This is a genomic window from Mesorhizobium sp. WSM4845 (assembly GCF_055811455.1).
Map to the genome: position 1 here is coordinate 24,673 of NZ_JBVVQA010000017.1, position 22,566 is coordinate 47,238.

At 63.6% G+C, this 22,566-nt stretch carries 28 protein-coding genes; 14 read left to right on the forward strand and 14 right to left on the reverse strand.

The window, feature by feature from the left end; genetic code table 11:
- The first annotated feature begins 207 nt into the window (after positions 1 to 207).
- From AC0L2C_RS19575 to AC0L2C_RS19585, 3 genes are all read left to right on the forward strand, one after another.
- Complete coding sequence (locus AC0L2C_RS19575) at positions 208 to 822, forward strand: hypothetical protein (protein ID WP_473524189.1); 615 nt, start codon at positions 208 to 210, stop codon at positions 820 to 822.
- A 3-nt stretch (positions 823 to 825) separates the two neighbouring features.
- Positions 826 to 1,671, forward strand: a complete 846-nt coding sequence (locus tag AC0L2C_RS19580; RefSeq protein ID WP_473524190.1) for a 23S rRNA (adenine(2030)-N(6))-methyltransferase RlmJ — start codon at positions 826 to 828, stop codon at positions 1,669 to 1,671.
- A 131-nt stretch (positions 1,672 to 1,802) separates the two neighbouring features.
- The gene (locus tag AC0L2C_RS19585) at positions 1,803 to 2,258 is read left to right on the forward strand and encodes a hypothetical protein (protein WP_473524191.1); all 456 of its coding nucleotides are present in this window, start codon (positions 1,803 to 1,805) and stop codon (positions 2,256 to 2,258) included.
- On the opposite strand, the gene AC0L2C_RS19590 is transcribed toward AC0L2C_RS19585, so the two are convergent.
- A complete protein-coding gene (locus AC0L2C_RS19590) occupies positions 2,228 to 2,566 on the reverse strand; it encodes a transcriptional regulator (protein WP_473524192.1) in 339 nt (112 codons plus the stop codon). The two genes, AC0L2C_RS19585 and AC0L2C_RS19590, sit on opposite strands and share 31 nt — an antisense overlap.
- 141 nt (positions 2,567 to 2,707) lie before the next feature.
- Here AC0L2C_RS19590 and AC0L2C_RS19595 point away from each other — a divergent pair, with 141 nt between their 5' ends.
- Complete coding sequence (locus AC0L2C_RS19595) at positions 2,708 to 2,839, forward strand: hypothetical protein (protein ID WP_268931698.1); 132 nt, start codon at positions 2,708 to 2,710, stop codon at positions 2,837 to 2,839.
- 149 nt (positions 2,840 to 2,988) lie between these two features.
- Here AC0L2C_RS19595 and AC0L2C_RS19600 read toward each other — a convergent pair whose 3' ends face one another.
- Positions 2,989 to 3,528 (reverse strand): hypothetical protein, encoded by a 540-nt coding sequence (locus AC0L2C_RS19600; protein ID WP_473516027.1) that lies wholly within the window; start codon positions 3,526 to 3,528, stop codon positions 2,989 to 2,991.
- A 459-nt stretch (positions 3,529 to 3,987) separates the two neighbouring features.
- Here AC0L2C_RS19600 and AC0L2C_RS19605 point away from each other — a divergent pair, with 459 nt between their 5' ends.
- Positions 3,988 to 4,584 (forward strand): glutathione S-transferase family protein, encoded by a 597-nt coding sequence (locus tag AC0L2C_RS19605; protein ID WP_473524193.1) that lies wholly within the window; start codon positions 3,988 to 3,990, stop codon positions 4,582 to 4,584.
- A gap of 74 nt (positions 4,585 to 4,658) precedes the next feature.
- Here the strand turns inward: AC0L2C_RS19605 and AC0L2C_RS19610 are convergent, their stop codons facing one another.
- Positions 4,659 to 5,309: an outer membrane protein gene (locus tag AC0L2C_RS19610; RefSeq protein ID WP_027152642.1), complete on the reverse strand. Its 651-nt coding sequence runs from the start codon at positions 5,307 to 5,309 to the stop codon at positions 4,659 to 4,661.
- A 408-nt stretch (positions 5,310 to 5,717) separates the two neighbouring features.
- Between AC0L2C_RS19610 and AC0L2C_RS19615 the strand changes: the two genes are divergently transcribed.
- The 5 genes from AC0L2C_RS19615 (at position 5,718) to AC0L2C_RS19635 (ending at position 10,024) form a co-directional block, all read left to right on the forward strand.
- Positions 5,718 to 6,497 (forward strand): SDR family oxidoreductase, encoded by a 780-nt coding sequence (locus AC0L2C_RS19615; RefSeq protein ID WP_473524194.1) that lies wholly within the window; start codon positions 5,718 to 5,720, stop codon positions 6,495 to 6,497.
- Positions 6,494 to 8,581, forward strand: coding sequence for an excinuclease ABC subunit UvrC (gene uvrC / locus AC0L2C_RS19620; RefSeq protein ID WP_473524195.1), 2,088 nt, complete (start codon positions 6,494 to 6,496; stop codon positions 8,579 to 8,581). The genes AC0L2C_RS19615 and uvrC overlap by 4 nt, the downstream gene beginning before the upstream one ends.
- A 97-nt stretch (positions 8,582 to 8,678) precedes the next feature.
- Entirely contained in the window at positions 8,679 to 9,275 is a 597-nt protein-coding gene (gene pgsA, locus AC0L2C_RS19625) for a CDP-diacylglycerol--glycerol-3-phosphate 3-phosphatidyltransferase (protein ID WP_027152639.1), read from the forward strand.
- A gap of 1 nt (position 9,276) precedes the next feature.
- Positions 9,277 to 9,534, forward strand: a complete 258-nt coding sequence (gene moaD, locus AC0L2C_RS19630; RefSeq protein WP_023800670.1) for a molybdopterin converting factor subunit 1 — start codon at positions 9,277 to 9,279, stop codon at positions 9,532 to 9,534.
- A 1-nt stretch (position 9,535) separates the two neighbouring features.
- Entirely contained in the window at positions 9,536 to 10,024 is a 489-nt protein-coding gene (locus tag AC0L2C_RS19635) for a molybdenum cofactor biosynthesis protein MoaE (RefSeq protein WP_128169235.1), read from the forward strand.
- A 62-nt stretch (positions 10,025 to 10,086) separates the two neighbouring features.
- On the opposite strand, the gene AC0L2C_RS19640 is transcribed toward AC0L2C_RS19635, so the two are convergent.
- Genes AC0L2C_RS19640 through AC0L2C_RS19655 form a run of 4 tightly spaced genes read right to left on the reverse strand, consistent with a single transcriptional unit; the run spans position 10,087 to position 12,654 of the window.
- Positions 10,087 to 10,584 carry a DoxX family protein gene (locus AC0L2C_RS19640; protein ID WP_473524196.1) on the reverse strand — a complete coding sequence of 166 codons (498 nt, stop codon included), beginning with the start codon at positions 10,582 to 10,584 and terminating at the stop codon, positions 10,087 to 10,089.
- A gap of 2 nt (positions 10,585 to 10,586) precedes the next feature.
- A complete protein-coding gene (locus tag AC0L2C_RS19645) occupies positions 10,587 to 11,387 on the reverse strand; it encodes an HvfC/BufC N-terminal domain-containing protein (protein WP_473524197.1) in 801 nt (266 codons plus the stop codon).
- Entirely contained in the window at positions 11,374 to 12,303 is a 930-nt protein-coding gene (gene bufB, locus AC0L2C_RS19650) for an MNIO family bufferin maturase (RefSeq protein WP_473524198.1), read from the reverse strand. Before bufB ends, AC0L2C_RS19645 begins: the two co-directional genes overlap by 14 nt.
- A gap of 27 nt (positions 12,304 to 12,330) precedes the next feature.
- On the reverse strand, positions 12,331 to 12,654 hold the full coding sequence (locus AC0L2C_RS19655; RefSeq protein WP_128172761.1) for a BufA1 family periplasmic bufferin-type metallophore: 324 nt from the start codon (positions 12,652 to 12,654) through the stop codon (positions 12,331 to 12,333).
- Between the two features lie 282 nt (positions 12,655 to 12,936).
- On the opposite strand from AC0L2C_RS19655, the gene AC0L2C_RS19660 reads away from it, so the two are divergent.
- On the forward strand, positions 12,937 to 13,701 hold the full coding sequence (locus tag AC0L2C_RS19660) for a YbaY family lipoprotein (protein ID WP_473524199.1): 765 nt from the start codon (positions 12,937 to 12,939) through the stop codon (positions 13,699 to 13,701).
- 133 nt (positions 13,702 to 13,834) lie between these two features.
- On the opposite strand, the gene ndk is transcribed toward AC0L2C_RS19660, so the two are convergent.
- The 4 genes from ndk to AC0L2C_RS19680 form a co-directional block, all read right to left on the reverse strand.
- Positions 13,835 to 14,257 carry a nucleoside-diphosphate kinase gene (ndk, locus tag AC0L2C_RS19665; protein WP_023800663.1) on the reverse strand — a complete coding sequence of 141 codons (423 nt, stop codon included), beginning with the start codon at positions 14,255 to 14,257 and terminating at the stop codon, positions 13,835 to 13,837.
- Between the two features lie 212 nt (positions 14,258 to 14,469).
- Positions 14,470 to 14,766: a DUF1905 domain-containing protein gene (locus AC0L2C_RS19670; RefSeq protein WP_023800662.1), complete on the reverse strand. Its 297-nt coding sequence runs from the start codon at positions 14,764 to 14,766 to the stop codon at positions 14,470 to 14,472.
- Positions 14,767 to 14,899: 133 nt separating this feature from the next.
- On the reverse strand, positions 14,900 to 15,535 hold the full coding sequence (gene bluB, locus AC0L2C_RS19675; RefSeq protein WP_023800661.1) for a 5,6-dimethylbenzimidazole synthase: 636 nt from the start codon (positions 15,533 to 15,535) through the stop codon (positions 14,900 to 14,902).
- A gap of 149 nt (positions 15,536 to 15,684) precedes the next feature.
- A complete protein-coding gene (locus AC0L2C_RS19680) occupies positions 15,685 to 16,386 on the reverse strand; it encodes a glutathione S-transferase family protein (RefSeq protein ID WP_473524200.1) in 702 nt (233 codons plus the stop codon).
- 91 nt (positions 16,387 to 16,477) lie between these two features.
- On the opposite strand from AC0L2C_RS19680, the gene AC0L2C_RS19685 reads away from it, so the two are divergent.
- Positions 16,478 to 16,990: a DinB family protein gene (locus AC0L2C_RS19685; RefSeq protein ID WP_473524201.1), complete on the forward strand. Its 513-nt coding sequence runs from the start codon at positions 16,478 to 16,480 to the stop codon at positions 16,988 to 16,990.
- Between the two features lie 90 nt (positions 16,991 to 17,080).
- On the opposite strand, the gene AC0L2C_RS19690 is transcribed toward AC0L2C_RS19685, so the two are convergent.
- The 3 genes from AC0L2C_RS19690 to AC0L2C_RS19700 form a co-directional block, all read right to left on the reverse strand.
- Positions 17,081 to 17,383, reverse strand: coding sequence for a DUF982 domain-containing protein (locus AC0L2C_RS19690; protein WP_473524202.1), 303 nt, complete (start codon positions 17,381 to 17,383; stop codon positions 17,081 to 17,083).
- 158 nt (positions 17,384 to 17,541) lie between these two features.
- Positions 17,542 to 19,623 (reverse strand): ATP-dependent helicase, encoded by a 2,082-nt coding sequence (locus AC0L2C_RS19695; protein ID WP_473524203.1) that lies wholly within the window; start codon positions 19,621 to 19,623, stop codon positions 17,542 to 17,544.
- Between the two features lie 94 nt (positions 19,624 to 19,717).
- Positions 19,718 to 19,888 (reverse strand): hypothetical protein, encoded by a 171-nt coding sequence (locus AC0L2C_RS19700; protein WP_473524204.1) that lies wholly within the window; start codon positions 19,886 to 19,888, stop codon positions 19,718 to 19,720.
- 149 nt (positions 19,889 to 20,037) lie between these two features.
- Here AC0L2C_RS19700 and AC0L2C_RS19705 point away from each other — a divergent pair, with 149 nt between their 5' ends.
- A complete protein-coding gene (locus tag AC0L2C_RS19705) occupies positions 20,038 to 20,223 on the forward strand; it encodes a hypothetical protein (protein WP_287301617.1) in 186 nt (61 codons plus the stop codon).
- 391 nt (positions 20,224 to 20,614) lie between these two features.
- Entirely contained in the window at positions 20,615 to 22,492 is a 1,878-nt protein-coding gene (locus AC0L2C_RS19710; RefSeq protein ID WP_473524205.1) for an ABC-F family ATP-binding cassette domain-containing protein, read from the forward strand.
- Positions 22,493 to 22,566: the final 74 nt, after the last annotated feature.

Consider the following 22,566-nt stretch of genomic DNA (forward strand, 5'->3'; position numbering starts at 1 on the left):
CTTTGGGTCCGATGCTATTGTCTATCTTGGCACCGCCGAATTCGATACCGCATTTGATCTCTGCCTCGACATGGCTTTGGGACGGGATGGAACGCGCCACGGCGGCGCTAGACCATGATTCCGAACCGAATGTCAGCGAAGCAAAAGTGGGAACCGATTTTCGGACGAGATCATGGTCAAACAAAAGCAGGCAAGGTAGTCGAGCGCATGCGCTTTCTGTTTCTTCTGATCCTGCTCGCCGGCATCGGCATCGGCGTCGTCTATCCCTGGGCGATGACCAATTTCTCCGGCCGTGAGATCGGCACCTGGCGGGTTTACGAACAGGGCCGGTTCATGCCGGTGACGGTGCCGCTGGCTGCTCGCGACGCGCCGGTGCGGGTGCTGGTCGACCTCACCGCGAGAACCGAACGCATCGTCGTCTCGCAACAACGCACCGTGCTGACGCTGACCGCCGCCACCGGCGGCAGGACGGTGCTCGCCTCGACGCTGCGATTCAACCATTCGGAAAATCCGCGCCAGGTCAGCCCGCAACTGCCGGACAAGATCTTTCGCGACGAAGCCGGCCTGATCGCGAAGGTCAGCCCCGGCCCGTACCTCTTCACCATCGGCCCGGGCGACGCCGAAGGCATCGAGATGCGGGCGGTGGACCTCGTGCTGCGTTCCGGCGTCGGCGAGATCGATCGCCGGGCGCGGCCGGTCGGTTTCTCGCTGATAGCGGCCGGCCTGATCGGGCTGCTGTTTGCGTTGCGTTTCGGCGGCCGTCGGCCGCAAAATCCGAACTCGCAGCCGCCACCGCCACGCTGGGGCAGGGGCTCGAACTAGATCGTGAATTACCGCCACGCCTATCACGCCGGAAACTTCGCCGATGTCGTCAAGCATGTCGTGCTGAGCCGGCTCGTCGAATATCTGAAGCAGAAGGACAAGGCGTTTCGCGTCATCGACACCCATGCCGGCATCGGCCGCTACGACCTGTCGTCGACTGAAGCGCAAAAGACCGGCGAATGGCAAGGCGGCATCGGCCGACTGGTCGATGCCGCGCTTGACGCGCCAGCGGCAGCACTGCTGGCGCCTTATCTGGAAGCCGTCCGTTCGCTCAATCCTGAAGGTGGCGTGAAAAAATATCCGGGCTCGCCGCTGATCGCGCGTCATCTCATGCGCAAGCAGGACCGGCTGTCGGCGATCGAGTTGCATCGCCAGGACGCCGCGAAGCTGAGGGCGCTATTCGCTGGCGATTTCCAGACCCGGGTGATCGAGCTCGACGGCTGGCTGGCACTCGGCGCGCATCTGCCGCCGAAGGAAAAGCGCGGCCTCGTGCTGGTCGATCCGCCCTTCGAGGAGGAGGGCGAATTCGACCGCCTCGTCGACGGGCTGCGGAAAGCCCACAAGCGCTGGCCCGGCGGCGTCTATGCGTTGTGGTACCCGGTCAAGGACCGCAAGGCGGTCGCCGCCTTCCGCAAGGCGCTGGCGCAGTCAGGTGTCCCTAAGCTGCTCGACATCGGCTTCGAGATCAGGCCGCCGTCGGCCGAGCCCAGCCTTGACGGCAGCGGCATGGTGGTGGTCAACCCGCCGTTCACGCTGGAGGGCGAATTGCGCACACTGCTGCCGGCTTTGCACAATCTGCTCGTCATTGAAAAACCGGCGCACTGGACGCTGGACTGGCTGGCGGCGTAGGGCGGCAGAGCTATCCGCGCGCCTGTCCTGGTTGAAGGCGATTTCGAACTAGGAAACCATTGTCGCTACAACCGCTTGACCGCGCGCAAGCGAATCCGCACAGTGCGCGCAGTCGACCATAAGAGGCTGCCATGACTCGCTTCGCACAATCCGCCCTTGCCGCACTGATAGCGCTTTGCACGCCGCTCGGCACGTCCCTCGCTGTCATCCAGCCAGCAAAGGCGGCCGACCTTGCCGTCTTCTATACCGAAGAAGACAGCGGCGTTTGCGGTGACGCCTGGGTGCTGAACAAGATCACCAGCCGCTTCTCCTACCAGGTGCACCACGTGCCGAATCTGCCCGACGTCGAGATTGTCGATTTCCAGGGCATCCACCAGCATCGCTATCTGCCAGCCAACGAAACCTGGCCGATCGGCCGCCGCTATTGCGGCGCCACCGTCAGCCTGTCCGACGGCCACGCCCGCAACATCTGGTATCTGATCGAGGAAGGGCAGGGCTTTGCCTCGATCGGCGATAATGTCGAATTCTGCGTCGCGGGCTTCGACCGCTGGATGGTCTACAACGGCCGCTGCCGCGTCCTGCGCTGAACGCGTTTGCCGGGCTGCTCCGCCTCATCGAGGATGGCGCGAAGGAAGGCGGCGTGACCGCGAAAGGCGCGTCGTCCGACTGACGTCGCCTTGACCCGCGTCTGCGGTCGACGTCCGACAAACAGCTTTTCGACATCGACATAGCCCGCCGTGGCAAGCGTATCGATATGCGAGCCGAGATTGCCGTCGGTCGCATTGACGATGAGCTTCAATCGGGTGAATTCCAGCGCTTCGCGCCGTTCCAGAGAATTCAGCGCCGCCATGATCCTGAGCCGCACACTCTGGTGGATGATTTCGTCGGCAGCCATTATCGGGCCTGCTGTGGTGTCCGGCGTTCAGTCTCACTGATCTGGGACAGCGCCGCCCGATATTGCGCGAATGACATGCGCTCTTCCAGATGATTCAGAATACTCTGCCAAATAGAGTAATCTGTCAACCGCGGACAAATCATGGCAGCGGAATTGCCGCGCTTTGCTTTTGCAGCTTGTGTAGATCGCCTGCTAGAACAAGAAGATGAGATCGATGAAGCAGCCGTCATGGTGGTGTCGGTCGACGATCAACGAACAAAAAAGGCTTGCTAAGCTTCAGCGCCTTGAAGTGGGATTGGTTCCGGCAATGCGCGCAGAATGTCTGTCGCAAACGGTCGGCAAAGCTCGAAGAGTAGCGCCGGCATTTTGCGAAATCAGCACGAGCGTAGTGTCGCGTGTAACCGAAACTTAAACTTCGAAGATCATGCTGATGCTTCGCTGGCTAGACAAGCGCGAGTCAGATATGCATTACGCGCCGGGTCATTAACGGCCGTCGGCACAACTAAGGGGCATGATATGGCTAAACAGTCATCCAAAGCGCCGGCATCCAAGTCACCGGCAAAGCAGGCACCGGCAAAGAAAGCACCAGTAAAGGCAGTGGCGGCAAAGGCCGCAGCCGCTGTGAAGAAAGCAGCACCTGCTGCCAAGCCGAAGGCCGCCGCGGCCAAGGCAAAAGCAGCGCCCGCCAAAAAGCCGGCTGCGAAGGCTGCGGCAAAACCGGCAGTGAAGAAGGCAGCACCGGCCAAGGCTGCGCCCGCCAAGGCAAAAGCAGCGCCGGCCAAGAAGCCGGCTGCAAAGGCCGCGGCCAAGCCCGCAGCGAAGAAAGCTGCGCCTGCCAAGACTGCACCCGCAAAGAAGGCTGCGCCGGCAAAGAAAGCGGCTGCAGCGAAGTCTTCGGTAGCGGTGAAGAAAGCAGCGCCTGCGGCCAAGCCAAAGGCGAAGGCCGCGACCGCGAAGGCCAAGAAGTAATCGCGTTTCTTCGCTCGCGGAGGACAGTGCTGAAGACGGTTGAGGGCGGGTGCCGGATAGGCGCCTCGCTCGCAGGGTCAGTGCTCGGGCAGCAACAGAGGCCAGGGAAGACAACTTTTCGCAGCTCCCCGGACTTCGCCTTACGGCGAAGTCCGGTAGGGCATTTCTCTGTGCCCGGAGAGAAATTCTTGGTGCAAGACCGAGTTGGCTCGGTTTCGAACCCGTCTGACCTGTTCAGATGCTCTCAGGCTGGAACTGTACCGCTCATCTGCCTGCGGATCGTGGAAGAGGACGGTCGTTCGCCGTGGCGCCCGGTTTTTCCGCCTGTGGGCTGTTGATCATGCCGGGATGTCCGGCCAACAGTGTCGCGGAAATGGATCACACGCAAATTCAAAGTGCTACAGCGTCATTTGCGCGTCCATGCTCTGTACTCGGCAAACAGGAACCCGATCATGCCCAGACTGCTCTACGCGTCCACGTCACCCTATAGTTCCAAAGTGCGCATGGCCGCGCTTTATGCCGGCATCGCCGTCGATCTCGTGCCGATAAAAACCGAAGACAAACCGGCTGATCTGATCGACGCCAATCCACTCGGCAAGATCCCGGTGCTGGTGCTCGACGACGGCCGCTCGATCCACGATAGCCGCGCCATTACCCAGCATCTCAACCGCATGTCGAAGAACGCGCTGTTTCCGCGCAATCCCGACAAGCGCCTCGAGGCGGAAGTGCTTGAGGCACTGGCCGACGGCATCTGCGACTGCGCGCTGTCGATGGTCTATGAGCGGCGCACGCGCCCTGAGGATATGGTCTATCAGCCGTGGCTTGACCGCCAGTGGGCGAAGATCACCAGCGCGCTCGATCTGCTCAACGCCAATCCGCCAAAACTGCCAAAGAAGATCACCGCCGGCCAGCTGGCGCTGCGCGCCTGCCTTGGCTATCTCTCACTGCGCTTTGCCGGAAAATGGGAAAAGGGCCGCAATCGGCTGATCCGCTGGGCGGCGCGATTTGACGAGAAGTTTCCGGCGCTGAAACCCTGCGTCCCGGCGTGAGCGGCTGCCAGAGAAGGGGGCATAAAAAAGCCGGGCACGAGGCCCGGCTTTTTCGTGTCGTGGCTTGGACGATTTTAGAACTTCATACCGACGCCGAAGGTCACGCGGTTGTCGGTCGACTTGACCTTGCCGATACCGTCAAAGTCCTTGTCGCCGAAGTCGGTGTAGCGATACTCGACACGGCCGAACACATTGTCGGTGATCTTGATGTCGGTACCGACGCCGGCCGTCCAGCCGAGCATGGTGTTTTCGTCGCTGGCGCCGGCCGCTTCGATCTCCTGGTTCTTGAGCGCGCCACCGGCGGTGCCGTAGAGCAGGATTTCCGGGGTGACGGCGTAGCCGAGGCGGGCGCGCAGCGAGCCTTCGAAGCCGCCCTTGGCCTCGACGCCGCCATCGTCGCCCTCGATGCCGCTATAGCCGATATCGGCTTCAGCACCGTAGACGAAGTTCTCTTGCTGCCACTGATAGCCGCCGAAGACGCCGCCGACAAAACCATCGGTGTCGACGTCGGTGCCGATATCCTCGGCATCGGCGTGACCGCTGAAGCCGTAGCCGACGCTCACACCGGCATAGGGACCGGCCCAGGAAGCGACCGGAAGTTCGGCGATCGGGGCGGGGGCCGGCGGCTCTTCCGCGATGACGTCAGCAGCATAGGCGGTTCCGCCGAGGGCGAAGAGCCCGAAGGCCACCGCCAGCGGTCGCGCAAATTTAAGATTGGCTTGCATTGTTCTTTACTCCTTAAGCCACAGGCACAGGCTTGCTTTTCACAAGCGCCCTCAACCCGCCGGGGGGAAAAACGGGTCTGGCGCTCAACGGTTCCGAATGTCGTGTCAAAATACGGCTGAAGCGAACCTGAACTTGGGTCATTACCTGGCACGAATAAGGCTGAACTTTGACGTTGCATCTGCGCAACAGATGGTGTCAGGAGGCTTAGCCGTGCCGCGCTGAACGACGCTTGGAGCAAGGGGTCCGTAGTCCTATATTGCGGCTGGCAGGCCGAGTCCCGGCCACAGTCGAAAGACCGATCCGGCCGCTTTGCCACAATGCTGCCCAAGGTCCGAACGGCATTTAACGCTTCGCCGGCCATATTTTGCCGGCAGGCTCAAAATCGAGCCCCATTGAGGATTGACAGGATGAGCAAGGCCGCTGGAACGGCGCTGGTGACGGGCGGGGGCCAGCGGATCGGCAAGGCGATCGTCGAGGATCTCGCCGCGAACGGTTTTGCCGTCGCCATCCATTGCAACCGCTCGCGGGCCGAGGCGGAAGCATTGGCCGCGCGGATCAACAGCGGTCACTTTGGCCAGGGGGGTGGCCGCGTTGCTGTGGTCGCCGCCGACCTGACCGACATGGCCGCGGTCGAGGACCTCGTTGGCCGCGCCGAAGCCGCGCTCGGGCCTGTTACACTGCTGGTCAACAATGCGTCGCTGTTCGTGGATGATACGGTTCAGGACGTCGACTGGCGTGCCTGGGACCGTCACTTCGCCATCCACGTGAAGGCGCCGGCATTTTTGGCGCAACAATTCGCCCGCGCGCTGCCGGAAGGCGAGGAAGGGCTGATCGTCAATATGATCGACCAGCGCGTCTGGCGCCCGACGCCCCGCTATTTCTCCTATGCGCTGTCGAAATCGACATTGTGGACGCAGACGCAGATGATGGCGCAGGCGCTAGCACCCCGCATTCGCGTCAATGCCATCGGTCCCGGCCCGACGCTGAAGAGCGCGCGTCAGCAAGACAGCGACTTTGCCGCGCAGGTCGACGGCCTGATCCTGAAGCGCGGCCCGGAATTGCCTGAATTCGGCGCCACCATCCGCTATCTCTGGGGCGCAAGCTCGGTCACCGGCCAGATGATCGCGCTCGACGGCGGCCAGCACCTTGCATGGCAGACGCCGGATGTGACAGGCATTGTCGAATGAGTCCCATGGACCAGAATCACAAACGCGGCGGCGCCGCCGACGACCTGCCCCCTGATGTCGACCTCGAGGACGAGGTGGCGGAGGAGATCGTCGAACCGTCAACGCCCGGTCCCGGTGGCCCTGACGTCGCCTTCACCGCCATCGATTGGACGCCGCATGCCGGCGATGCCGACGGCATGGTCGGCGCCGAAGTCATCCAGACGCTGGTCAAACGGCTGCCCAACGCGCCCGGCGTTTACCGCATGATGAATGCCGCAGGCGACGTGCTCTATGTCGGCAAGGCGCGCAGCCTGAAGAAGCGGGTGACCAATTACGCACAAGGCCGCTTCCACACCAGCCGCATCGGCCGCATGGTGCGCGAGACGGCGACGATGGAGTTCGTCGTCACCCGCACCGAGATCGAAGCGCTGCTGCTGGAAGCAAATCTTATCAAGCGCTTGCGGCCGCGTTTCAATGTGCTGATGCGGGACGACAAGTCGTTTCCCTACATCCTTTTGACCGGCGATCATGTCTCGCCCGGCATCTACAAGCATCGCGGCGCGCGCTCGCGCAAGGGCGACTATTTCGGCCCCTTCGCCTCGGCCGGCGCCGTCGGCCGCACCATCAACTCGCTGCAGCGCGCCTTCCTGCTCAGGAGTTGCACCAACTCCTTCTACGAGAACCGCACCCGGCCGTGCCTGCTGTTCCAGATCAAGCGATGCGCCGGCCCGTGCACCGGCGAAATCTCGCATAGTGACTATGCCAGGCTGGTCGCCGAGGCGAAGGACTTCCTGTCCGGCCGCAGCCAGAAGGTGAAGACCGACATCTCCGCCGCCATGCAGCAGGCCGCGGAGAATCTCGATTTCGAGCGCGCCGCAATCTATCGCGACCGGCTGGCGGCGTTGTCGCATGTGCAGAGCCATCAGGGCATCAACCCGCAGACCGTCGACGAGGCCGATGTCTTCGCCATCCATCAGGAAGGCGGCCAGGTCTGCATCCAGGTCTTCTTCTTCCGCACCGGCCAGAACTGGGGCAACCGCGCCTATTTCCCCAAGGCCGATCCGGCGATGGAGGCGGCCGAGGTGCTGGGCTCGTTCCTGGCGCAATTCTATGACGACAAGCCGACGCCGCGCGCCATCCTGTTGTCGCATGGCGTCGAGGACCAGGAATTGCTGGCTGAGGCGCTCTCCACCCGCGCGGGTCGCAAGGTGGCGATCTCGGTGCCGCAGCGCGGCGAGAAGAAGGATTTGACCGACAACGCCCTGCAGAATGCCCGTGAGGCGCTCGGCCGCCGGCTGGCCGAGACCTCGACGCAAGGGCGGTTGCTCACCGGTTTCGCCGAGACTTTCGGCCTGAAGAAACCGCCGGTGCGCATCGAGGTCTACGACAACTCCCACATCATGGGCACCAACGCCGTCGGCGCCATGGTGGTCGCCGGGCCGGAAGGCTTCGTGAAGAACCAGTACCGGAAATTCAACATCCGCTCGACCGAGATCACGCCGGGAGACGATTTCGGCATGATGCGCGAGGTGATGGAGCGGCGTTTCTCCCGCCTCCTGAAGGAACATGGCGATGTGCCGCGGAGCGAACAGGCGGCGGACGACATCCTGGCCGAACAGGGCGACGATATCGAGGATGCAGGCGGCTTCCCGGCCTGGCCAGACGTCATCCTCATCGATGGCGGCCAGGGCCAGATGACGGCGGTACGACAAATCCTCGCCGACCTCGGCATCGAGGACCGCGTCCAGGCCATCGGCATCGCCAAGGGCCAGGACCGTGACGCCGGCCGCGAACGCTTCTTCGTCAGGGGCAAGCCACCGTTTTCGCTCCCCGTGCGCGACCCCGTGCTCTATTTCGTTCAGCGGCTGCGCGACGAGGTCCATCGCTTCGCCATCGGCTCGCACCGCGCCCGCCGCAAGAAGGAGATGGTCAAGAGCCCGCTTGACGAGATCAGCGGCATTGGTCCCGGTCGCAAGCGCGCGCTGCTCATGCATTTCGGCACCGCTAAGGCGGTCAGTCGAGCCGCGATCGAGGATCTGGTCAAGGTCGATGGCATATCCGAGCAGGTCGCCAAGCTGGTCTACAACCATTTTCACGAGAGCTGATGATTCGGCTATTTTCGGCTGGTCCATCGACTATCATCTGTTGACCCCCCACATTCGCTTCTGATTTGAGTAGGCAGGTAGAAAGAGTTCCAAAGAAATGGCCCAGCGCGCATTCAACCTGCCCAACATGCTCACTTACGTCCGCATCCTCGCGGTGCCGCTGGTTGTGCTGTGTTTTTTTCTCGAAGGGCATCTGAAGTCGAGCGACTTCGCCCGCTGGTCGGCGCTGGTCATTTTCCTGCTCGCCTCGATCACCGATTATTTCGACGGCTATCTGGCGCGCGCCTGGCAGCAGACCTCGAATATCGGCAAGATGCTCGATCCGATCGCCGACAAGTTGCTGGTCGCCACGTGCCTGCTGCTGCTGGCGGCTGATACCGATAGGCATGCCGGCATCGCCGGCTGGTCGCTGTGGGCGGCAATCATCATCCTGTGCCGCGAGATCCTGGTCTCGGGCCTGCGCGAATATCTGGCGGCGCTGAAGGTCTCGGTACCGGTGACGCAGCTGGCGAAGTGGAAGACCACCATCCAGATGATCGCCATCGCCTTCCTGCTCGCCGGACCTGCCGGCGACAAGATCTTCCCGCTGACCACGCAGGTCGGGCTGGTGCTGTTGTGGATCGCCGCGCTGGTGACGCTTTACACCGGCTACGACTATTTCCGCGCCGGCCTCAAGCACATCATGGACGAGTAGCATGTCGACGAGGCTCATCTATTTCGCCTGGGTGCGCGAGCGGATCGGCAAGCCGCAAGAGGACGTCGAATTGCCCGCCGGCATCGAGACGGTGGCCGACCTGCTGCGCTGGCTGAAATCGCGCGGCGAGGAGTACGAGCACGCGCTGCAATATCCTGACGTGATCCGCGTCGCCATCAACCAGGAACATGTCGAGCACCGCGAGAAGATATCAGGCGCGCGCGAGATCGCGCTGTTCCCGCCGATGACGGGTGGCTGAAATGCCCGGCGCGGTGGTGCCGACGGTGCGCATCCAGGCGGAGGATTTCGATGTCGCCGCCGAGATCGCCAAGATGACGCAAGGCCGCGCCGACATCGGCGCCGTGGTTACTTTCTCGGGTCTCTGCCGCGACGAGGGAGGCAGGCTCGCGGCACTCGAGCTCGAACATTATCCCGGCATGGCCGAGGCCGAGATCGGCCGCATCGCCACCGAGGCGGTTCACCGCTGGCCGCTGCAGGGGCTCACCGCCATCCATCGCCACGGCAGGATCGCGCCCGGTGAGAACATCGTGCTGGTGGTCGCTGCCTCCGCGCACCGGCAGGCGGCGTTCGAGGCGGCGAACTTCCTGATGGATTATCTCAAATCGCGCGCGCCGTTCTGGAAGAAGGAACACCACACCGACGGCTCGGAAGGCGGCTGGGTCGACGCCAAGGAGGCCGACGACGAGGCCGCCAGCCGCTGGAAGCAGGCCATGCCGAAACGAAATTGATGCTTCGCGTCACCGCCGGAGGGCGAGATTCACATCAACCCCGATCCGCCCTCGGCCTACCATCAGCCCTTGTCAGTGCCGATCCAGTGATCGAGCGCAATCCGGCCGGGTCCCCACGCCACGATGCCGAGCGCCATCGCCGCCCAGGTGATGTGCAGCGGCCAGCCGTCCGGCACGGTGAGTTGTATGACCAGCGTCATCACGAGCAGGCCGAATGCCGCCAGGCGTGTCGCCAGGCCGAGAACGAGGAGAATTGGCAGCAAGATTTCCGCCGATCCTGAGACGAAGGCCACCAGCCCAGGCGCGGGAAAATCGTAGGGGCCGCCGGGCAGATGCAGCTTGAGCTCCGAACTGAAAAGCAGCACGGCCACATCGTTCAGCTGCAAAAAACCGTCCCATTTGTTGACGCCGGACCGCCAGAACGGGACAGCGAGGGCGCAGCGCAGGACGAGTTGCGTCAGCGAAGGTGTGGCACTCGTGCGCAGCGCGGCATTCACCCTCTCGACGAGGGTGGCAGCCCCTCGCGGCTCGGTGCTGGCGTTCCATCCATGGTTCGTCATGCTCACCCTCCCTGGTCTGCCGCTGTGAAGGCGCCTGCTTGCAGCAGGCCGGCAATGTTGGCGGCAAGATCGAATTCGGCAGTTTCCGCAAATGCTGCCGCGGCCGCCGCGCCGAGCGGCTCGCCCGCCATCAGACGATCCAGAAAAGCTGCGCCGCCGGGCGGCAGGTGGCGAACAAAGACTTCGAGCCCGGGCCGCGTGACCAACGCATCTTCAGGGCCGTCCGCCTCGATCCGCCCGACAGGGCGGTCGCGCTGGTTCGCCGCAAAGATCGTCACGACCGGATAGCGCGAGCGTATCGCACGCGTTGCCGGGTGTGGCACGAACACGGTATCGGCCAGCCGTTCGGGCGGGATCGAGCCCAGTGCTACGCAAGCCAGCGGTTCCGCGTCGGCGGCATGATAGGCGTCGAGCCAGGCCCGCTCCAGGCGCGCCACGTCAGCCAACCATGGCATCGGCCGCGCATAGTCGTAGCGCTCGATGAAGTCGGGAAAGTCGTGGCCGTATTCGAACAGAAGCGGCGAAGTGGGTGGCGTTTCGCGGACATGGAAGCGCGCCATCGCCCGAAAGAAGTCCGGGCCGGTGATGCGCAGCGTCGCTGGAAAGCTGGCGGCCAGCGCATCGATCAGGCTGACCGTGACGTTGTTGCGGTAGACGGCGTATCGTTTAACCGCTGCCTTGCCGTTCGGCCCCGAGACAGCGTCGGGCGGGACACGGTCAGGATCGAGCAAACCGGCGGTGAATGCCGCGGCATAGTCGAACCGGTGGCCAAGATCGCCCGACTGGAGTTCATCCTGCGGCATGGGCTTTTCCGAACACTTGGTGGCTGTCGGCGTGATGGTCGAGAATCGCTTGGGCGGCGGCGGCCTCCGCCTTGAGCACCGGCCAGTCGGGAATGTTGCTGTCCCACTCGATCAGCGTCGGCAGCGGTCCGCATCGGCCGATGACGATATCGAAGAGCTTCCAGACCGCGTCGGCGACCGGCCCGTCATGGCTGTCGATGAGCAGCAGGTCGCCCTCGTCATCCTCCTGCTCGGCGTGCCCGGCCAGATGGATTTCGCCGACATGATCGAGCGGGAAATCCGCGAGGTAGGAAACGGCTGAATAGCCGTGATTGGTGGCCGAAACGAAGACATTGTTGACGTCGAGCAGCAGGCCGCAACCGGTGCGCTGCACCAGCGCGCCGATGAAATCCGTCTCGCTCATCGTCGATTCCGCGAAAAGGACGTAGGTCGAGGGGTTCTCGAGCAGGATCGGGCGGCCGATCGTCTCCTGCATTTCATCGATGTGATCCGCCACGCGTGAAACCGTTGCCGGCGTATAGGGCAGGGGAAGCAGGTCGTTGTAATAGGTGGTGTCGTGGGTCGACCAGGCGAGATGCTCGGAAACGAGCGCCGGCTCATAGCGGTCGACGAGCGCCTTGAAGCGGCCGAGATGCACTTTGTCGAGCGGCCGCGGTCCGCCGATCGACATGCACACCCCGTGCAGCGAAACGGGATAGTCGCGGCGAATCCTGGTCAGCGCATCGTGCGGCGGACCGCCGGTGCCCATGTAGTTTTCGGCGTGGACCTCGAAGAAGCCGTCCTTTGGGCCGTCGCCAAGGATCGCGTGCAGATGCCCGTGCTTGAAACTGGTGCCGGCAAGGCCGGCGATCGGGTGCGCCGGAAAGCGCGAGGTTTTCGATATGCGGGATGCCGGGGCCAGTCCGTTCATCTTCATCTCCGCTTTCCGGGCAGCTTGCATTGCTTAGGACGGGACGTCGCGGGTCAGCGCCGTGGGCGAGCCCTTGCGGTCGCCGGGCAGGTCCATCGTCGTACAGGTGCCGCCGTCGACGAACTTCCAGGCGTTGCCCTGGTAATCGACCGTCGAGGTGCCTTGGCAGGTGGTGCCTGGTCCTGCCGCGCAGTCGTTCTGCCCCTTCAGGGCGACGCCAAAGCACTTCTCCTTGCCGGCATCCATCGCTGCCTTGGCCTCTGCCTCGGACAGCGGCGCGGCCGTCGCAAAAGAAGCAAGGGCCGTGGCAACGGCGCCGGCCAGAAAGGCCGTGCTCACGGTTGATCTTGTTGACATGATTTCACCTCCGCTTGGGTTGTTGCGCGCGCCGTTCCTCAAGCGCGCATGGTTAGTTCGGTTCGGAGGTTCCCTGCGTTACATCTTTTTGGAACACGACTTCGTGATCGCATGGGGACCTGGCGTGAGCAATATTTCGCCTGTCACGCCAAGGAGGCCGACCACAGGGCAACGAGCCGCCGGAAGGCACCGCCGTGTGAACAGCCCGTGTGGGGCGCCACGGAACCACCGCAATCCTGCGAGACCTTCCGACCAGTTTGGCGCATTATGGGGAGCAGGATCATGCTGGGCAGGATCACCGAGTTCTTCATCTTCGGTGTCGTGCCGCTGGTCGGAATACTGGTGGTGCCTGAGCTGTCAGTCGCTGCCGAGAAGACCCTGAAGGGCGAGGTGATGTATCGCGAGCGCATCGCTCTGCCGCCGAAAGCCGTGCTTTCCGTGCAGCTTGCCGATGTCTCGCTGGCCGACGCGACGGCCGCTGTCATCGGCGAGCGCAAGGTGGCGCCGGCCGGCCAGGTGCCGATCAAGTTCGAGATCAGCTGTGATCCCCAGGTGATCCGGCCTCATATGACCTATGCGCTGCAGGCGCGCATCACCGTCGACGACAGGCTGTTGTTCATCTCCGATATGCGCCACCAGGTCGATCCACTGAGCGACGCGCCGCAGACCATCATGCTGAAGATGGTGACGTCGAGCGAGCAGCCGGCGTCGGCCCCGGTGGTCGGGCAGAGCTGGCTGATCGAGTATATCGACGGCATTGGTGTGATCGCCGAGCCGCAGGCGACGTTCAGGATCGACGAGGCCGGCAAGGCCGGAGGCAGCGGGCCTTGCAACGTCTACTTCGCCACCGCCAAAGTCGATGGTTCGACGATTGCCATCAGTGACATCGGTTCGACGTTCAAGGCCTGCGCGCCCGAGACTATGGCCGAGGAAAAGGCGCTGTTCGAGGCGCTGGCCAAGGCGGCATCGTATCACGTCGACGCCGGCAAGCTCATCATCGTCGACAAAGACGACCGCGTCATCCTGCGCTTCAACGCCGCGAGCTGATAACCGGTTTCGGTTTTTGAGCATCACGCGCAGTTGGCGGGTGTCGGCGCCCGGCGTCCGGTGCCGGATCGCCGCAACGAAAAAGGCCGGCATTGCGCCGGCCTTTTTGCATATGACGTGGTGACTTATCGGCTCAGCCGACGATCTCGGTGTCCGAGAACCAGTATTTGATCTCCTGCGCGGCGGTCTCCGGCGCGTCGGAGCCGTGCACGGAATTCTCGCCGATCGACAGCGCGTGCACTTTGCGGATGGTGCCTTCGGCGGCGTTGGCCGGGTTGGTGGCGCCCATCACGTCGCGGTTTTTGGCAATGGCGTTCTCGCCTTCCAGCACCTGCACGACCGTTGGGCCCGACGACATCGACTCGACCAGTTCGCCGAAGAACGGACGATCCTTGTGCACAGCATAAAAACCTTCCGCCTCGCGGCGGCTCATCCACACCCGGCGCGAGGCGACGACGCGCAGGCCGGCTTCTTCGAGCATCTGGGTAATGGCGCCGGTGAGATTGCGCCGGGTTGCGTCCGGCTTGATCATGGAAAAGGTGCGTTCGAGCGCCATGGGGTCGTCCTTGTGATGGAGAGTGGAATTCACGGTGGCGGGCTCTATACAAGCCGCCCGCCGGCTTGCCAAGGGGCTGGCGCTAATGCATGTCGCGCAAGAGTGCGCAGCGGTTTTGCGATCACGACATGCATAAAAACAAGAACTTAAGCGCGTCTCCGACGTGCTTTAGCCGCCGCATAGCGTGTCGCCGTCAGCCAAAACCAATGTTGTCATAACTTCATCTCGATCGTCAGCTTGGCCGTGTCGCCAGCCCGAAGGCCTTCGCGGACCCGCACCGCCGTCTTGATCGGCAACAGCAGGCTGCCGGATTTCTTGTCGGGAAACAGCGATGTTCGCCATCTGGTCTGGCCGATAACGGCTTCCACGCCAAGCGAGCCCCAGGGTCGTGCCATCCCCGCCATTGCCGTCTTGATCCGTGCCCCAAGCTCCGGCGGCAGCGTCACGAAATGCCAGCCGCCCTTGCCTGGATAGACCCAGATCTCGGCCTGCACGTCGTAGCGAAACATTTGTGCCCTTCCTCAGATCAAGGCCGTCACGGCTGGCTTTCCCGTGGTGTCTTGTCGGCAACGCCGGCGATCGGCGAAATCATCCTGATATCCATTCTCCCCTGCAAGGGAGGATGGCAGCGTTGCCGTTGCACTACCGCCTTATCACCATCGAAGCGCGCCGGACTTCCCAGCCTTCCCGCTCCAGTTCCGGCACGCTGTGGTTCTCGCAGGGGTAGCCGACGCAGAAGTAACCGATCAGCGTCCACTCCGGCGGCGCGTCCAGGATCGTCGCCATTTCGGCCGGGTCGAGGATCGAGACCCAGCCCATGCCTATTCCTTCGGCGCGCGCCGCCAGCCAAAAAGTATGGATCGCCATCACCGCCGAATATTCGATGGTCGCGGGCATGGTCAGGCGGCCGAGCCCATGTCCCTGTTGCGTCCCGCGGTCGGCGAAGACAGCGAATTGACAAGGCGCCTCGTTCAGGCCGGCAAGCTTCAGGCGCGCATAGAGCGCGGCGCGTTCGCCGCCGAACGACGCGAGCGCCTCCGCATTGCAGCGCTCGAAGCATGCCTTGACGGCGGCGCGGCATTCCGCGCTCTCGACCATGACGAAACGCCAAGGCTGGCTCAGCCCGACCGAGGGCGCAAGGCTGGCGACGTCAAGCAGCCGCTCCAGCGCGCCTTCGGGGAGCGGCGTCGGCCTGAATCGCCTGACATCCCGCCGCCACAGGAAGAGATTGGCCAGATCGGCGCGAAAATCGTCCGGGAATTCCGGGTCTGACGTCATGGTGTTCGTACTGTCTTTGCCAAAGGAGTAGGGCAGTAAGGAAGTAGGGCAGTAGGGCAGTAGGGCAGTAGGGCAGTAGGGGAGTAGGGGAGTAGGGGAGTAGGAATGCGCGCCCCCGCTACTTCCTTAGTCCCTACTGCCCTACTGCCCTATGCCGCGGCGGCGGCCGCCGGCACCTTGCGGCCGAGGCCATCATGCAGGCCGAGGCAGCGCTCGAACCACTGCGCCACCACATCGCTGTCGTCGAGCAACCGGTAGGGCGAGGCGATGCGCGCCCATTGCAGCGCGCCGAAGACGATGTAGTCGGCAAACAGCGGTGATTGGCCGCCGATGAACGGCTGATAGGCAAGCATCGAGCGCAACGGCTCCAGCGAGGCATGGAAGGCACCAAGGCCGGCGTCCCGCGCCGCCACCACCTCTTCCAGTCTCTGGCCGAAGCGCTGCTCGCGGTTTTGGCGAAAATAGGCGGCGTTGGCCTCGTCCTGCATGGCGTGCAGGTCCATGATCGCTGCAGTGGTGACATAGGGGTGGATGGTCAGTTGCGACCAGCGTTCGACGAAGCGCGCCATCGCCTTGCCGCCGTCGCCGCAAAACAATGTCGGTCGCTCTGGATAGGCCTCGTCGAGATAGAGCGCGATGGCGAAAGAATCGGCGACCACCTTCTCGCCGTCGCGGATCACCGGAACGAGTTTTGAAACGCCGCCTTCAACTGTGGGCACTTCGAGAAAGCGTGTCGGCACGGTTGAGATATCGAGGCCCTTGTGGGCAAGCGCCATCGTCGCCTTCCAGCAATGCGGGCTGAACGGACGGGCGCCATCGCGTCCGACGAGATCATAGAGCAGAATGGTCATTGGCGGCAGCTTCCCTGCGGTCTACTAGAGCGAGGTTGCGGGCCTTGCGGTAAGCACCCGGAACGGGGTCTCGCGGGCCGGAGAAAAAACGATGAAACAGCACTTCATGATGTTTGCGGCCTACAATCAATGGGCCAATAGCCGCATCTACGATGCCGCCGCCGATCTCGACGAGGAAGATTTTCACCGCAACGTCGGGGTCTTCTTCGGCTCGATGATGGGCACGCTCAACCATATTCTGACTGCCGATCGCATCTGGATGAGGCGCTTTACCGGCGAGGGCGACGCGCCGGCCAGGCTCGACACGGTCCTGCACCGCGCCCTGCCGGGCTTGCGGCTGGCGCGCGAGGCCGAAGACAAAAGGATCGTCGACTGGGTTGGGGCGTTAAGCGACAAGGCTTTGTCCGGCCGCTTCTCCTACATGACCGTCTCCGACATGCGCACCGTCTCGCAGCGATTGGCGCCGGCGCTTGATCATTTCTTCAATCACCAGACACATCATCGCGGCCAGGCGCACGCGATCCTGACCATTCTCGGCCGGCCTTCGGTGCCGCTCGACCTGACGCTGTTCCAGCGCAGCGAAGAGGGCCGCGCCTACGCCTGATTTCGGATCATCCGGATCGAATTGACAGGAAAGCCCGTCGAAGACGAACAGCAACTTCGACGGCTATAGTCGCAAAAGAGGCCTGGCCAGTCAGGCGGCGTATCCGCCCTGGTCGCGGGAGATCGGCTTGACCGAGACTGCCGGCTGCGCCGAAGGCCAGAGAATGCCTGCCGCCGCCGCGAAGCTGATCAAGGCATCGCGCGCGGCCTCGGGCGAGATCTCGCCGGCGCGTGCCGCCTCGCAGGCCTTCACCGCCGCGCCATAGCTCAGGCGTCGCCGCGATGGCGGGAACTCGGTCAGGAACTCATGCATGTCGAACAGCGAAGCGATCATGCGCTTATGGCCGGCGCCGACGGTTACGGCGACCGGGGTGAAAAATGTCTTATCGTGCATTCTGGCCTCTCGAATTGGGCGGAGGTGACGGGCGGACGCCGCTCTCCGACCGGGGGTAGGACGCCCAGAAACGCGGATCGCGGCATCAGGTTCCATGTTGCCGAAATTTGATTTTCGCCACCAGGCTCCGTGGCATGAGCGTCGTGCCGAAGAGCGGCCTATTTCCACATGTCGCGCATGCGGGCGCCAAGGTCGACGCGCAATTGCGGCTGGCGGCGCGGATCATCCTTGGCCTGGACGCTCGCCCACGATGTCTGTTCGAAGGCGCCGAGGATCGAGGCCGGGATGAAGCGGGTGCGCGAGGCGTAAACATGGCGATCGCCGCGCGCCGCCTGGCCGTGGACGAAAATGCGCTGCGGCATGACCAGGTGCAGGCCGTCCTTGGCCCGCGTCATCGCCACGTAGAGCAGGCGGCGCTCCTCGTCGATATCCTCCTTCGAGCCGACGGCGAGATCGATCGGGATGCAGCCGTCGACGGTGTTGAGCACGAAGACGTTCTTCCATTCCTGGCCCTTGGCCGAATGGATGGTCGACAGGATCAGATAGTCCTCGTCGCGATGCGGCGGCCCGGCCTCGTCGCTGGTTGCATCCGGCGGATCGAGGGTCAGCTCGGTGAGGAAACGCTCGCGCGAGGCATAGCCCGAGGCGATCTGTTCGAGCTGCAGAATATCGGCCCTGCGTGTCGTTGCGTCCTCGTGGATGCGGTCGAGATGCGGCTCATACCAGAGCCTGACCTGTTCGAGGTCAACAGGCCATTTCCCCGACCCGGCGCGAAGCTGCGAGAACAGCGCGACGAAACCCGGCCAGTCGTCGGCGGCGCGTTGCGGCGGCCGGTAGCGCGCCAGCCCCATCGCTTCGTCGAGCGACGTCGCCATGGTGTCGACGATCTGCGAAGCCGCCGAAGGGCCGATGCCGGGCAAAAGCTGCAGCACGCGAAAACCGGCGACGCGGTCGCGCGGGTTCTCGGCGAAGCGCAGCACCGCCAGCACGTCCTTGACATGGGCGGCGTCGAGGAACTTCAGCCCGCCGAACTTGACGAACGGGATGTTGCGGCGCGTCAGCTCGATCTCCAGCGGCCCGCTGTGGTGCGAAGCGCGAAACAGCACGGCCTGCGCCTTCAGCGCCGTGCCGGCCTCGCGCTCGGTCAGGATCGCCTGACAGACGTAACCCGCCTGCTCGGCCTCGTCGCGGACGCTGACCAGCTTCGGCTTTTCCGTCGATTTGCGCTCCGACCAGAGGTTTTTGGTAAAGCGCTCCGAGGCCTCGCCGATCACCGCATTGGCGGCGGCCAGGATGGTCTCGGTCGAGCGGTAGTTGCGCTCCAGCATGACGATCTCGGCCGGCCGGGCGAACTGTTTTGGAAAGTCGAGGATGTTGCGCACTTCGGCGGCGCGAAACGAATAGATCGACTGCGCATCGTCGCCGACCACCGTCAGCCCGGATCCGTCCGGCTTGAGCGCCGCGAGGATCGAGGCCTGCAGCCGGTTGGTGTCCTGGTATTCATCGACCAGCACATGGTCGAAACGCCCACCCAGATGCGCCGATATCTCCGGCTCGCCGGCCATCTGCGCCCAGTAGAGCAGCAGGTCGTCGTAATCGAGCACGTTCTGCGCCTGCTTGGCCTCGACATATCGGGCGAACAGCGCCTTAAGCTGTTCTGCCCACGCCGCGCACCAGGGGAACACCGAACCCAAAACTTCGCCTAGCGGCGCCTGCGCGTTGACGGCACGCGAATAGATCGCCAGGCACGTGCCCTTGGTCGGAAAACGGCCTTCGGTTTTCGAGAAGCCGAGTTCGTGCCGGGCGAGGTTCATCAGGTCGGCCGAATCCTCGCGGTCATGGATGGTGAAGGCCGGATCGAGGCCGATCTCCAGCGCATAGTCGCGCAGCAGCCTGGCGCCGATGCCGTGAAACGTGCCGGCCCAGGTGAGAGCATCGGTGATGACGGAAGCGTCGCGGCCGAGCACCTCGCCGGCGATGCGCTCGACGCGCTTGGCCAATTCCGATGCGGCGCGACGCGAAAACGTCATCAAAAGGATGCGCCTCGGGTCGGCGCCCCTGACGATCAGATGCGCGACGCGATGCGCCAGCGTACTGGTCTTGCCGGAGCCGGCCCCGGCGATCACCAGCAGCGGCCCGGCGACCTTGCCGTCGCCATGCTCGACGGCAACGCACTGCTCGGCATTCAGCTTTGCGAGATAGGCAGGCCGGAAGGTCGAATCACGGGCAGCGAGGTTCATTGCCCATCAAGCATCGTTTCTGCTTTGTTCGCAACGCTTTCGTACGTGCGACCGATGCGTCCGATCCAGCTGGCGCCCGACCGACGAACCGAAACTAGCGCTGCGGCTCGACGCCCATCGTCGCAGACTGCCGCGGCAGCGACTTGTCGTCATCGGGAGGCGGCAGCAACAGCGGATCGAAGTCGTCGGGCACCTCGTCGATGATTTCCCTGACGATGCGGTAGGCCACATCGACGGCGCCCCCGGCTATGAGCAGACGGATCATGAATTTCTCCATTGGTGTGGACCAACCGAGGAGCCCGCGTTTTGTTCCCCTCTCTCGTTTTGTTCCCCGGGTTCCAAAACGTTCCAAGCTCTTGCCCGAGCGTGCAACCAAATCGGCACCGTCTCGTTTGCCCGGTGACGGAGGTTGCGATGAACAAGCTCTCAACTTTGCTGGCCCCGACCTGGTTCGTTTTGGCCGCAGCGCTGGCTGTCGCGGCCTGCGACAACAACATTCCACCGACAAAGGCTCCCGGCGCCGATCAAAACCCGCAGGTCGACCCTGCGCCCAACTCGACGCCAGGCGATGATCAACCCGGCACGCCGCCGGCGCAGTGATGAAAGCCTGTAGGAAAGATGGCCGGCGCCGCTTGGGAGGGGAGCGATGACGCCGGCCAGGCGGGTATCAGGTCCGCCGCACACCTAGACATAGCTGAGTCTTGCCTTTGCGTCATGACGACGACGGCCTTGCACCGGCAATTAACTGACAAATGCGCAGTTTTCGACTGCGAGAAGCCGATGCTCGCCAGGCGCCACGCCATCGCAGCGGTTGCCGGCTCAGCCCGGAGCTGGTCCGTTGATCCGTTGAGGCCGGCGATCGGGTCGATCGTCTTCTTTCTCCGCCCGCGGCACCGGGCAACCTGCCGCTGGCGGCCATTTTCATGCGTTATGCGGCCAACCGCCGCTCGAGGTCTTGCGAAGCGCTGACGTCCCGTGCAAAAGCGCGGCCATGCTGATCATCAACGACCTTTCGCTCCGCATGGCCGGACGCCTGCTTCTTGACCATGCCTCGCTGACTTTGCCGGCCGGCAGCAAGGCAGGGCTTGTCGGCCGCAACGGCACCGGCAAGACCACTTTGTTCAAGGCGATCACCGGCGACCTCGCCTCCGAGACCGGCTCGATTAGCCTGCCGAAGAACACGCGCATCGGCCAGGTGGCGCAGGAGGCTCCCGGCACCGAGGAGCCGCTGATCGAGATCGTGCTCAAGGCCGACCTCGAACGCTCCGCATTGCTCGATGAGGAAACGACGGCGACCGATCCGCACCGCATCGCCGACATCCACATGCGGCTGGCCGATATCGACGCCCATTCGGCCGAGTCTCGTGCCGCCACCATCCTCGCCGGCCTCGGCTTCGACGACGCCGCCCAGCGGCGGCCGGCCTCGTCGTTCTCCGGCGGCTGGCGCATGCGCGTCGCACTCGCCGCGGTGCTGTTTGCCGAGCCCGATCTGCTGCTGCTCGACGAGCCGACCAACTATCTCGACCTCGAAGGCACGCTGTGGCTGGAAAACTACGTGTCGAAATATCCGCACACAGTGCTCCTGATCTCGCACGACCGCGACCTGCTCAACCGCGCCGTCAACTCGATCGTCCATCTCGACCAGAAGAAGCTGACCTTTTGGCGCGGCGGCTACGACCAGTTCGAGCTCCAATTCACCGAGCAGCGCGAATTGCAGGAGAAGGGCAGGGTCAAGCAGGAAGCCGCACGCAAGCACATGGAGTCCTTCGTCGAGCGCTTCCGCGCCAAGGCTTCCAAGGCGAGACAGGCCCAGTCGCGCATCAAGGCGCTGGAGAAGATGAAGCCGATCGCCGCGATTGTGAACGACAACGTGCGGCCGTTCTCCTTTCCCGAGCCGATGAAGACGGTGGCCTCGCCGATCATTGCGCTCAACAACGTCAATGTCGGCTATGTCGAGGGTGAGCCGATCCTGAAGAAGATGACGCTGCGCATCGATGCCGATGACCGTATCGCGCTGCTCGGCGCCAACGGCAACGGCAAGTCGACCTTCGCCAAATTGCTGTCCGGCCGCCTGAAGCAGGAGACCGGCACCATGACGGTGGCGCCCGGCCTGAAGGTGGCGATCTTTGCCCAGCATCAGCTCGACGATCTCCGACCGAGTGAAAACGCCTATGAGCATGTCCGCCGGCTGATGCCGGAAGCACCGGAATCGAAAGTGCGCGGCCGCGTCGCCCAGTTCGGACTGACCACCGAGAAGATGAACACCGCCGCCAGGGACCTGTCGGGCGGCGAGAAGGCGCGGCTGTTGATGGGCCTGTCGGCGTTCGAGGGGCCAAACCTGTTCATCCTCGACGAACCGACCAACCATCTCGATATCGACAGCCGTGAATCGTTGATCCATGCGCTGAACGAGTTTCCCGGCGCCGTCATTCTGATCTCGCACGACCGCCATCTGCTCGAGGCAACGGCCGACCGGCTGTGGCTGGTCAAGGACGGGACGGTCAATCCTTTTGACGGCGACCTCGATGACTACAAGACGCTGGTCACCGGCGTGGCCGGCGACCGCCGCGGCAAGCGCGAGGCCGAAAAGGCCTCGAAGGCCGACCGCCGCCGTGACGCGGCAGCGCGCCGCGCCGCCTTCGAGCCGCTGGCCAAGGAGATCCGCGCCACCGAAGCGCTGATGGACCGCATTCGCAAGCGCATCGACTTGATCGAGGACGAACTCGCCAATCCGGCGGTCTACGAAAAGGACCCGTCGACGGCGACACGGCTGGCCAAGGAGCGCTCGCAACTGGCCCAGACACTGGCCGGCCATGAGGAAAAATGGCTGTCGATGTCGGCGGAATACGAGGAAGGCACGGCGGAGTAGCGCGACGCCCCTCTGCCTTCTCCCACAAGGGGAGAAGGGAAGACGCGATCTGGCCCTACACGCGGTCCTTACAA

Excerpts from the sequence above, each read along its gene's own strand:
- AC0L2C_RS19660 (WP_473524199.1), top strand. The coding sequence starts at position 12,937 with ATGCTGGGCAGGATCACCGAGTTCTTCATCTTCGGTGTCGTGCCGCTG.
- ndk (WP_023800663.1), bottom strand. The coding sequence starts at position 14,257 with ATGGCGCTCGAACGCACCTTTTCCATGATCAAGCCGGACGCAACCCGG.
- AC0L2C_RS19655 (WP_128172761.1), bottom strand. The coding sequence starts at position 12,654 with ATGTCAACAAGATCAACCGTGAGCACGGCCTTTCTGGCCGGCGCCGTT.
- AC0L2C_RS19645 (WP_473524197.1), bottom strand. The coding sequence starts at position 11,387 with ATGCCGCAGGATGAACTCCAGTCGGGCGATCTTGGCCACCGGTTCGAC.
- AC0L2C_RS19585 (WP_473524191.1), top strand. The coding sequence starts at position 1,803 with ATGACTCGCTTCGCACAATCCGCCCTTGCCGCACTGATAGCGCTTTGC.
- moaD (WP_023800670.1), top strand. The coding sequence starts at position 9,277 with ATGTCGACGAGGCTCATCTATTTCGCCTGGGTGCGCGAGCGGATCGGC.
- AC0L2C_RS19595 (WP_268931698.1), top strand. The coding sequence starts at position 2,708 with ATGGCAGCGGAATTGCCGCGCTTTGCTTTTGCAGCTTGTGTAGATCGC.
- AC0L2C_RS19700 (WP_473524204.1), bottom strand. The coding sequence starts at position 19,888 with ATGATCCGTCTGCTCATAGCCGGGGGCGCCGTCGATGTGGCCTACCGC.
- pgsA (WP_027152639.1), top strand. The coding sequence starts at position 8,679 with ATGGCCCAGCGCGCATTCAACCTGCCCAACATGCTCACTTACGTCCGC.
- AC0L2C_RS19705 (WP_287301617.1), top strand. The coding sequence starts at position 20,038 with ATGAACAAGCTCTCAACTTTGCTGGCCCCGACCTGGTTCGTTTTGGCC.
- AC0L2C_RS19710 (WP_473524205.1), top strand. The coding sequence starts at position 20,615 with ATGCTGATCATCAACGACCTTTCGCTCCGCATGGCCGGACGCCTGCTT.
- AC0L2C_RS19670 (WP_023800662.1), bottom strand. The coding sequence starts at position 14,766 with ATGTTTCGCTACGACGTGCAGGCCGAGATCTGGGTCTATCCAGGCAAG.
- AC0L2C_RS19605 (WP_473524193.1), top strand. The coding sequence starts at position 3,988 with ATGCCCAGACTGCTCTACGCGTCCACGTCACCCTATAGTTCCAAAGTG.
- AC0L2C_RS19575 (WP_473524189.1), top strand. The coding sequence starts at position 208 with ATGCGCTTTCTGTTTCTTCTGATCCTGCTCGCCGGCATCGGCATCGGC.
- bluB (WP_023800661.1), bottom strand. The coding sequence starts at position 15,535 with ATGACGTCAGACCCGGAATTCCCGGACGATTTTCGCGCCGATCTGGCC.
- AC0L2C_RS19590 (WP_473524192.1), bottom strand. The coding sequence starts at position 2,566 with ATGGCTGCCGACGAAATCATCCACCAGAGTGTGCGGCTCAGGATCATG.
- uvrC (WP_473524195.1), top strand. The coding sequence starts at position 6,494 with ATGAGTCCCATGGACCAGAATCACAAACGCGGCGGCGCCGCCGACGAC.
- AC0L2C_RS19615 (WP_473524194.1), top strand. The coding sequence starts at position 5,718 with ATGAGCAAGGCCGCTGGAACGGCGCTGGTGACGGGCGGGGGCCAGCGG.
- AC0L2C_RS19635 (WP_128169235.1), top strand. The coding sequence starts at position 9,536 with ATGCCCGGCGCGGTGGTGCCGACGGTGCGCATCCAGGCGGAGGATTTC.
- AC0L2C_RS19640 (WP_473524196.1), bottom strand. The coding sequence starts at position 10,584 with ATGACGAACCATGGATGGAACGCCAGCACCGAGCCGCGAGGGGCTGCC.
- AC0L2C_RS19685 (WP_473524201.1), top strand. The coding sequence starts at position 16,478 with ATGAAACAGCACTTCATGATGTTTGCGGCCTACAATCAATGGGCCAAT.
- AC0L2C_RS19695 (WP_473524203.1), bottom strand. The coding sequence starts at position 19,623 with ATGAACCTCGCTGCCCGTGATTCGACCTTCCGGCCTGCCTATCTCGCA.
- bufB (WP_473524198.1), bottom strand. The coding sequence starts at position 12,303 with ATGAAGATGAACGGACTGGCCCCGGCATCCCGCATATCGAAAACCTCG.
- AC0L2C_RS19610 (WP_027152642.1), bottom strand. The coding sequence starts at position 5,309 with ATGCAAGCCAATCTTAAATTTGCGCGACCGCTGGCGGTGGCCTTCGGG.
- AC0L2C_RS19680 (WP_473524200.1), bottom strand. The coding sequence starts at position 16,386 with ATGACCATTCTGCTCTATGATCTCGTCGGACGCGATGGCGCCCGTCCG.
- AC0L2C_RS19690 (WP_473524202.1), bottom strand. The coding sequence starts at position 17,383 with ATGCACGATAAGACATTTTTCACCCCGGTCGCCGTAACCGTCGGCGCC.